Source organism: Marichromatium sp. AB32 (assembly GCF_003718675.1).
GTDB lineage: Bacteria > Pseudomonadota > Gammaproteobacteria > Chromatiales > Chromatiaceae > Marichromatium > Marichromatium gracile.
The window spans coordinates 1-389 of record NZ_RHFJ01000155.1 but is presented as its reverse complement, the minus strand read 5'-3'; the positions used below and the strand labels follow the sequence as shown (position 1 = coordinate 389).

The following is a 389-nucleotide window of genomic DNA, read 5'->3' as shown; positions in this document are numbered from 1 at the left end:
ATAAAGATCTCATTCACTTTATTAAAACTACCTCAAAGGCGGCAGATTGGATGGCAAGTAATTGCTCTGGCGCGTATTTGTTAGCCGAAGCTGGCCTTTTAAACGGCAAAAAAGCAACAACTTGGGCCGGAGGTGAAAACGGCTTTCAAAGAGATTACCCAGCAGTCAAAGTACAAGTCGACCAGAATTTTGTCATTGATGATGGCGTTATCACTTCGAACGGTAGCCTAGTTAGCTATCAAGCTGCTCTTAAGCTACTTCACCTTATGACTTCAGAGTCTAAAGCTCAGGAAGTCGCAGATGCCATCCAGTACTCACGTTTTTCCAACCAACCATTTTAAGCGTGTAAGAAAGTAATCAGAGCCACCCTTCGATATTTCGAAGGTTAA

1 protein-coding gene is annotated in these 389 nt (G+C 42.9%); it reads left to right on the top strand.

What is annotated here, in order from left to right; all coding sequences use genetic code 11:
• The coding region (locus EBL85_RS16950; protein WP_190288127.1) for a DJ-1/PfpI family protein at window positions 1-341 on the top strand (341 nt) is incomplete at its 5' end.
• Between the last annotated feature and the right edge of the window lie 48 nt (window positions 342-389).